Annotated in this window: 8 protein-coding genes and 2 pseudogenes; all 10 read left to right on the forward strand. The window is 73.2% G+C overall.

Going from position 1 to position 7,424, the window contains the following annotated elements; translation table 11 throughout:
- Positions 1–185, forward strand: a pseudogene (locus CRM73_RS17315) (hypothetical protein); the annotation flags it as partial.
- A 35-nt stretch (positions 186–220) separates the two neighbouring features.
- Positions 221–1,561 (forward strand): NADP-specific glutamate dehydrogenase, encoded by a 1,341-nt coding sequence (gene gdhA / locus CRM73_RS17320; RefSeq protein ID WP_017832485.1) that lies wholly within the window; start codon positions 221–223, stop codon positions 1,559–1,561.
- Between the two features lie 113 nt (positions 1,562–1,674).
- Positions 1,675–2,517: a FadR/GntR family transcriptional regulator gene (locus CRM73_RS17325; protein ID WP_017832484.1), complete on the forward strand. Its 843-nt coding sequence runs from the start codon at positions 1,675–1,677 to the stop codon at positions 2,515–2,517.
- A 165-nt stretch (positions 2,518–2,682) separates the two neighbouring features.
- Complete coding sequence (locus CRM73_RS17330; RefSeq protein ID WP_005504750.1) at positions 2,683–2,781, forward strand: 30S ribosomal protein bS22; 99 nt, start codon at positions 2,683–2,685, stop codon at positions 2,779–2,781.
- A 106-nt stretch (positions 2,782–2,887) separates the two neighbouring features.
- On the forward strand, positions 2,888–3,151 hold the full coding sequence (locus CRM73_RS17335) for a glutaredoxin family protein (protein ID WP_031282502.1): 264 nt from the start codon (positions 2,888–2,890) through the stop codon (positions 3,149–3,151).
- A gap of 49 nt (positions 3,152–3,200) precedes the next feature.
- Positions 3,201–3,872 (forward strand): histidine phosphatase family protein, encoded by a 672-nt coding sequence (locus tag CRM73_RS17340; protein WP_095651134.1) that lies wholly within the window; start codon positions 3,201–3,203, stop codon positions 3,870–3,872.
- Positions 3,873–3,926: 54 nt separating this feature from the next.
- Positions 3,927–4,547 carry a TlpA disulfide reductase family protein gene (locus CRM73_RS17345; protein WP_229588615.1) on the forward strand — a complete coding sequence of 207 codons (621 nt, stop codon included), beginning with the start codon at positions 3,927–3,929 and terminating at the stop codon, positions 4,545–4,547.
- Positions 4,544–5,305, forward strand: coding sequence for a cytochrome c biogenesis CcdA family protein (locus CRM73_RS17350; protein ID WP_017832479.1), 762 nt, complete (start codon positions 4,544–4,546; stop codon positions 5,303–5,305). Before CRM73_RS17345 ends, CRM73_RS17350 begins: the two co-directional genes overlap by 4 nt.
- Before the next feature lie 44 nt (positions 5,306–5,349).
- Positions 5,350–7,182, forward strand: a complete 1,833-nt coding sequence (locus tag CRM73_RS17355) for a cytochrome c biogenesis protein ResB (RefSeq protein ID WP_229588616.1) — start codon at positions 5,350–5,352, stop codon at positions 7,180–7,182.
- Between the two features lie 13 nt (positions 7,183–7,195).
- Positions 7,196–7,424 (forward strand): annotated as a pseudogene (locus CRM73_RS17360) (c-type cytochrome biogenesis protein CcsB); the annotation flags it as partial.

Consider the following 7,424-nt stretch of genomic DNA (forward strand, 5'->3'; position numbering starts at 1 on the left):
CCGCGGCGGTGGCCGTTCCGGAGCCGGCCGTCGTCCCCAGCCCTGAGCCGGCGGTCGAGACCGGCCCGGCGCCGGCGGTCGGCGGCACCCCCGCGCGCCCGGGCAGGGGCGCGGGGGCTCGTGCGGTGGACATCCTGTCCAGCCTCTCCGGCCTGCGCCGCCGCACCAGGAACCCGCGGCGGTGACCGGCCGGGCCCAATCGATCCGAACGAGGAGCACCATGCACGAGGACCTGTACCCGATCCGCCAGGCCGTACTCGCCCGCAACCCCGGAGAGGTGGAGTTCCACCAGGCCGTGGACGAGGTCTTCGACTCCCTGGGCCCCGTGGTCGCACGCCACCCCGAGCTGCTCGACGCCGCCGTGCTCGAGCGGATCTGCGAGCCGGAGCGGCAGATCATCTTCCGCGTGCCGTGGACCGACGACGAGGGCCGCGTGCACATCAACCGCGGCTTCCGCGTGGAGTTCAACTCCGCGCTCGGGCCCTACAAGGGCGGGCTGCGCTTCCACCCCTCCGTGTACCTGGGCATCGTGAAGTTCCTGGGCTTCGAGCAGATCTTCAAGAACGCCCTCACGGGCATGCCGATCGGCGGGGGCAAGGGCGGGTCGGACTTCGACCCGAGCGGGCGCTCCGACGGCGAGATCATGCGCTTCTGCCAGTCCTTCATGACCGAGCTCTACCGCCACATCGGCGAGTACACGGACGTCCCCGCCGGTGACATCGGGGTGGGCGGACGCGAGATCGGCTACCTGTTCGGCCAGTACAAGCGGATCACCAACCGCTACGAGTCCAGCGTGCTCACCGGCAAGGGCCTCAGCTGGGGCGGTTCCCTGGTGCGCACCGAGGCCACCGGCTTCGGCACCGTGATGTTCGCCGAGGAGATGCTGCAGACCCGCGGGCAGTCCTTCGACGGTCAGACCGTGCTGGTCTCCGGCTCGGGCAACGTGGCGACCTTCGCGATCCACCGGGCGCAGCAGCTCGGGGCCACCGTGGTCACCGCCTCGGACTCCAGCGGCTACGTGGTGGACCCGGACGGCATCGAGCTGGACCTGCTCCGCGAGGTCAAGGAGGTGGAGCGCGGCCGGATCTCCGAGTACGCCGAGCGCCGCGGCGGACGCGCCCGGTTCATCGCCAAGGGCTCCGTCTGGGACGTCCCCGGCACCGTGGCCCTGCCGTGCGCCACCCAGAACGAGCTGGACGGCTCCCACGCCAAGAAGCTGCTCGGCCACGGCGTGCTCGCCGTGGCGGAGGGCGCGAACATGCCCACCACGGGCGAGGCCACCCGCCTGTTCCAGGAGGCGGACGTGCTCTTCGGCCCGGGCAAGGCGGCCAACGCCGGGGGCGTGGCCACGTCCGCGCTCGAGATGCAGCAGAACGCCTCCCGCGACTCGTGGACCTTCGAGTACACGGAGGAGCGGCTCGGCCAGATCATGAAGTCGATCCACGACACCTGCGCCGAGACCGCCGAGGACTACGGCATGCCCGGCAACTACGTGGCCGGCGCGAACATCGCCGGGTTCATGAAGGTCGCCGGCGCCATGATGGCGCAGGGCCTCATCTGACCCGTGCCGGGTCCGGTCCGCCGGGCCCGGCAGGGGTTCCCCGTCCGCACTTCCGACACGTCCGGACCCGCGTTCGTCCCACGGAGGGCCGCGGTGGTCCTACCCTGGAGACTATGGCAACGCATCGGCAGGTCCTGCAGTGGCTGGAGAACGAGCTGTTCGACGGCCACCTCGTGCTGGGCCAACAACTGCCCTCGGACCGCGACCTCGCGGCCATCCACCGCGTGTCCCGCAACACCATGCGGGAGGCGCTCAAGACCCTGGAGGCCCAGGGCATCGTGCGGCTGTTCGACGGGCCGCGCAAGTCGATCCTGCCCATGCTGGTGCGGGAGCCCGCCGCGTCCGCGGGGCCCGCGCTGCAGCTGCACATGGCCACCTCGGACTACCCCCTGCGGGACATCGTCCAGACCCGGGTGCTGCTCGAGACGTGGGCCCTGGAGCGCTCGGACCCGGAGCACCCGGCGATGGCCGAGCTGCGGGCGCTGCTCGAGCAGATGGCCCGGGACGACCTGTCGCTCAAGGAGTTCCACCACCTCGAGGTGAGCTTCCACATCGCCCTGTGCAAGACCGCCGGCAACTCGGTGGTCTCCGCCCTGATGTCCTCCCTGCGGGACTCGATCTACGAGTACACGATGGCCCTGGTGGGCCACGTGCCCCTGTGGAGCACCACCGCGGACCGGCTGCGCGCGGAGCACCACGCCATCTACTCCGCCGTGGCGGCCGGTGACCGCCGGCTGGCGTCCCGGCTGGTGGCGGAGCACATCGAGTACCAGTACCGCGAGGCCGGCGTGGACCCGGACCAGGAGCAGCGCACCCCCGGTCCGGCCCCGGACGCGCCCGCCGAGCTCAACCCGCCCGGCGCCGCGGCGCAGCCGGACACCGGCGCGCACGAGCTCGCGGACGCCTTCGAGGAGGAGCCCGGGGACGGGCCCGCACCGGTGTCCCGCAGCGCCTGAGCCGGCCGCGGCCGGACCGAGTACAGCAATCTCCCCACAAGACGGTAGGGTGTCAGTGAACGTTTGCCCGGCCGTCACCGTCCGCAGGCCGGCACCCCTGGTTCCCGCCTGTCGCGCGGAGTCCCCGGGGGCACACCACCGAGACATGAAGATGCGAGGGATCCTATGGGTTCAGTGATCAAGAAGCGCCGCAAGCGGATGTCCAAGAAGAAGCACCGCAAGCTGCTCCGCAAGACCCGTCACCAGCGCCGCAACAAGAAGTGACCCTGCGCTGAGCGCCACCGGGGGCCGCCGTCCGATCCAGGACGGCGGCCCCCGGTGCGTTCCCGGGCCCGTCCGCACCGCGCGGCGGGCCCGTAGCATGGGCTCCATGACTCCTCCTCCGCCGCCCGCCGTGACCCTCCTCACCCGCCCGGGGTGCCACCTCTGCGAGGCCGCCCGGGAGTCCGTGGACCGGGTCGCCTCCGCGCTGGGGCTGGAGTGGGAGGACGTCGACGTCGACACCGACCCCGAGCTGGCCCGCCGGCACGCCGAGGAGATCCCCGTGGTCCTCGTGGACGGCGTCCCGCGCGACTTCTGGCAGATCGACGAGCGCCGCCTCGCCCGGCTGCTGCGCGAGCGCCTGGCCGGCTGAACCGCCCCCCGTTTTGGGGCCGGTGCGCCCGGTCTGGGACCATGGGGGCATGCCCTCCTCGACCGTCCACCTGCTGCGCCACGGCCAGGTCCTCAACCCGGACCGCATCGTCTACGGGAGGATGCCCAGCTACGGCCTCACCGAGCTCGGTGCGCGGATGGCGGAGGCCGCCGCCGCGGAGCTCGCCCGCCGCGTGAACACCGGCTCGCGCATCGTCCACCTCGTCTCCTCGCCGCTGCAGCGCGCCCGGGAGACGGCCGCGCCCGTGGCCCGGGAGCTGCACCTGCCGGTGCACCCGGACGAGCGGATCATCGAGGCGCACAACCACTTCGAGGGCCTGCACGTGGACCTCCCCGAGCTGCTGCGGCCCCGGCACTGGCCGCACCTGCGCAACCCGCTGCGGCCCTCCTGGGGCGAGCCCTACCGGCACCAGGTCGCGCGCATGGCGGAGGCGGTGCTGGACGCCGGGCGCGCCGCCGTGGAGCGCGGCGGGGACGGCGCCGAGGCCGTGCTCGTGTCCCACCAGCTGCCGATCTGGCTCACCCGGCTCTCCGCCGAGGGGCGCCCCCTGCCGCACGACCCGCGGCGGCGGCAGTGCAACCTCGCCTCCATCACCTCGCTGGTCTTCGACGACCTCGACTCCGGGCGCCCGCCCCGGGTCGTCTACAGCGAGCCCGCCGCCGACCTCTACCCAGGGGTCAACCAGCTTCCCGGTTCATAATGGCCGGGCGCCGCCGACCTCCCCGTCCCGTCCAGAGCACCAGGTGATCCGTCCGTGACCTCCCGCCCCTCGCCCGCCCCCCGTCCGTCCCGCCGCCGCGTGCTCTCGCTCGCGGGCCTCGGCGTCCTCGGACTCGCCCTCGCCGGGTGCACGGAGGAGGACTCCCTCGCCCAGCAGGCGAACTCGGGGGACCAGAAGGGCTACATCGCCGGGGACGGCACGGTCTCCGAGTACCCGGCCGCCGAGCGCGGGGAGCCGGTGCAGTTCGCCGGCACGCTGTTCGACGGCACGCCCCTCGCCGCCGAGGACCTGCGCGGGCGGCCCGCGCTGCTGAACTTCTGGTACGCGGGCTGCGCCCCGTGCCGCGTGGAGGCCCCCGACCTCCGCGAGCTCGCCGAGCGGTTCGAGGGGCAGGTCGCCTTCTACGGTGTGAACCTGCGCGACGAACGGGCCACCGCCGAGGCGTTCGAGCGCACCTTCGAGATCCCGTACCCCTCCGTCGCGGACAAGGACGGGGGCGTGCTCATGGCGCTGAGCGCGTACGTGCCGCCGCAGGCCGTGCCGACCACGCTCGTGCTCGACGCCCAGGGGCGGGTGGCCGCCCGCATCCTCGGCATCGCGGACCGCTCCGTGCTCGAGACCCTCCTCGAGGACACGGTGGCCGAAGCGGCATGACGGCTGGCAACCCCTTCGCCGAGATCGTCCTCGACGGCTCCCTCCTCGTCGCGCTGCCCGTGGCGCTGCTCGCCGGCCTCGTCTCCTTCGCCTCCCCGTGCGTGCTGCCCCTCGTGCCCGGCTACCTCGGCTACGTCACCGGCCTGACCGGCGCGGACCTGCAGGAGCAGCGGCGCGGCCGCGTGCTCGCGGGGATCACGCTGTTCGTCCTCGGCTTCTCCGCCGTGTTCCTGCTGATGTCCGTGCTGCTGGCCCAGCTGGGCGCCTACGCCTGGTTCCTGGGCCAGAACTGGATCACCGTGGTCCTCGGCGGGCTCGTGGTGCTCATGGGCGTCGTGTTCCTCGGCGGGGTGTCCTTCTTCCAGCGGGACCGCAAGATCGAGCACCGCCCACCGCCCGGGCTCTGGGGCGCCCCGCTGCTCGGCGTGACCTTCGGCCTCGGCTGGGCCCCCTGCATCGGCCCCACCTTCGCGGCCGTGCAGGCGCTCGTCTACGTGGACGGCGCCTCGACCGGCAAGGCGGCCGTCCTCACGGTCGCCTACTGCCTGGGCCTGGGCGTGCCGTTCCTGCTGCTCGCCCTCGCCCTGCGCCGGGGCATGGGCGCCATGGGCTTCTTCCGCCGGCACCGCCTCGGCATCCAGCGCGCCGGCGGCGGCCTGCTCGTGCTCGTCGGCCTGCTCATGATGACGGGCGCGTGGACCGCGTTCGTCTCCTGGGTGCAGGCCGAGCTCGTCACCGACTGGGTGATGCCGATCTGAGCACCTCCGACCCGCGAGCCCGCACCGACAGCAGAAAGGCCGCCATGAGCACCGCAGCGCCCCCGTCGTCGTCGGGCCCCGCGTCCCCGGACCCGTCCGGACAGCGCACCCCGGACGTCGAGCTCCCCGCCCTGGGGCCCCTCGGCATGGCCCGGTGGGCCTGGACGCAGCTGACCAAGATGAACACCGCCCTGTTCCTGCTGCTGCTCCTGGCGGTCGCCGCGGTGCCGGGATCGATCTTCCCGCAGCGGATCCAGGACCCGGCGGCGGTCCAGGACTACATCGACAACAACCCCGTCCTGGGGGAGTGGCTGGACCGGGTGCAGCTGTTCGACGTCTTCTCGTCGGCGTGGTTCTCCGCGATCTACATCCTGCTGTTCGTCTCCCTCGTGGGGTGCGTCCTGCCGCGCGCGGCCAAGCACTGGCGGGCGTGGCGGGCCGAGCCCCCGCGCACCCCGCGCCGGCTCGAGCGGCTGCCGGAGCACCGCTCCCTGGCCCTGGGCGGCCGTGACGGGGCCGGGGCGCCGGCCCCGGACGACGTCGTGGCCGACGCCGCCCGGCTGCTGAAGAAGCGCGGCTACCGGGTGGCGGTCCGGGACGCCGGCACGGCCGCCCCGTCGGTGGCCGCCGAGCGCGGCATGTGGAAGGAGGTCGGCAACATCGTCTTCCACCTGGCCCTGCTGGGCGTGCTGGTGTCCGTGGCCGTCGGCTCCCTCTTCGGCTACAAGGGCCAGCGGGTGGTCGTGGAGGGCGAGTCCTTCGTCAACACCCTCATCGGCTACGACTCCTTCACCCCCGGCCCCAACTACGACGCCGACTGGCTCGACCCCTTCTCGGTGCGGCTGGACAGCTTCGAGGCCGTGTTCAACCGGGACACCACGAACCCGCGCAGCTACGGGGCGCCGCTCGACTTCACCGCGGAGGTCACCGTGCAGGACGAGCCCGGCGCCGAGCCGCGGCAGGAGGTCCTGAAGGTGAACCAGCCGCTCAACGTGAACGGCGTGAAGAGCTACCTCGTGGGCAACGGCTACGCCCCGGTGGTGCGGGTGACCGACGGCAACGGGGACGTCGCCTTCGAGGGGCCGGTCGTGACCATCCCCTCCGACGGCGTCTACACGTCCTCGCTCGTGCTCAAGGTCCCGGACGCCCGTCCCGACCAGCTCGGCCTCGTGGGGCTGCTGCTGCCCACCGCCGTGGGCGGCGAGGGCGAGATGCCCCGCTCCGTGGACCCCGGCCTCGCCAACCCCCGGCTGATCCTCTCCGCGTACCACGGGGACCTCGGCCTGGACAGCGGCGAACCGCAGAACGTGTACGTGCTCGACGTCGAGCCGCTCACCGAGCTCAACGCCATGACCAACGAGAACGGCGCCATCACGCTCGACGCCGCGAACCCCGTGCACGAGCTGCCCGACGGCAAGGGCACCGTGGAGTTCCTGGACGTCAAGCGCTACGTGGGTCTGGACGTCCACTACGACCCCGGCAAGACGGGCGCCTTCGTCTCCTTCGTCGCGGCCTTCGCCGGCCTGCTTATGTCCCTGTTCATCGCCCGCCGCCGCGTCTGGGTGCGCGCGGCGGAGGGCGTCGACGCGGACGGACGGCCCTGCACGGTGCTGGAGTACGGGCTGCTGGCCCGCGGCGAGGACCCCCGGCTCGCCGCGGAGGCCGAGCGGCTGGACCGGCTCTGGACCGAGCAGTGGCAGGACGCCGGCGTGCGGGACAACGACACCACGACCACGTCCGGGACGGCGACCACGCCGACGCCGGCACCAGCGACAGCAACAGCGACCGCGGCGACGGCCGGGAGCACCGGGCACGCCGCCGGCCGGCCGGACGGCCGGACGGACTCCGTGCCGGACGCCCGGCCGGACCACGAGTGAGAGGATGGGCGGCATGACCGTCAACGAGACACTGGGCGCCTGGAGCGAGCTCTTCATGCTCCTGGCGGCCATGACCTACCTGGTCGCCTTCGTGGCCTTCGCGTGGGACGTGGCGTCCCACTCCAAGACCCTGCGCGGGGCCGAGGGCAGCGGCGAGCGCGAGCTCGTGGGCGCCGCCGCGGGAGCCTCCGCGGCGACCTCGGGGGACGCCGCCGAGCCCGCGGACTCCCGGGCCGGCCACG

The sequence above is a fragment of the Kocuria sp. CCUG 69068 genome (genome assembly GCF_020833785.1).
Classification (GTDB): Bacteria; Actinomycetota; Actinomycetes; order Actinomycetales; family Micrococcaceae; genus Kocuria; species Kocuria rosea.

Coding starts and splice junctions, on each gene's coding strand:
- CRM73_RS17355 (WP_229588616.1), top strand. CDS start 5,350: ATGAGCACCGCAGCGCCCCCGTCGTCGTCGGGCCCCGCGTCCCCGGAC.
- CRM73_RS17350 (WP_017832479.1), top strand. CDS start 4,544: ATGACGGCTGGCAACCCCTTCGCCGAGATCGTCCTCGACGGCTCCCTC.
- CRM73_RS17340 (WP_095651134.1), top strand. CDS start 3,201: ATGCCCTCCTCGACCGTCCACCTGCTGCGCCACGGCCAGGTCCTCAAC.
- CRM73_RS17330 (WP_005504750.1), top strand. CDS start 2,683: ATGGGTTCAGTGATCAAGAAGCGCCGCAAGCGGATGTCCAAGAAGAAG.
- gdhA (WP_017832485.1), top strand. CDS start 221: ATGCACGAGGACCTGTACCCGATCCGCCAGGCCGTACTCGCCCGCAAC.
- CRM73_RS17335 (WP_031282502.1), top strand. CDS start 2,888: ATGACTCCTCCTCCGCCGCCCGCCGTGACCCTCCTCACCCGCCCGGGG.
- CRM73_RS17325 (WP_017832484.1), top strand. CDS start 1,675: ATGGCAACGCATCGGCAGGTCCTGCAGTGGCTGGAGAACGAGCTGTTC.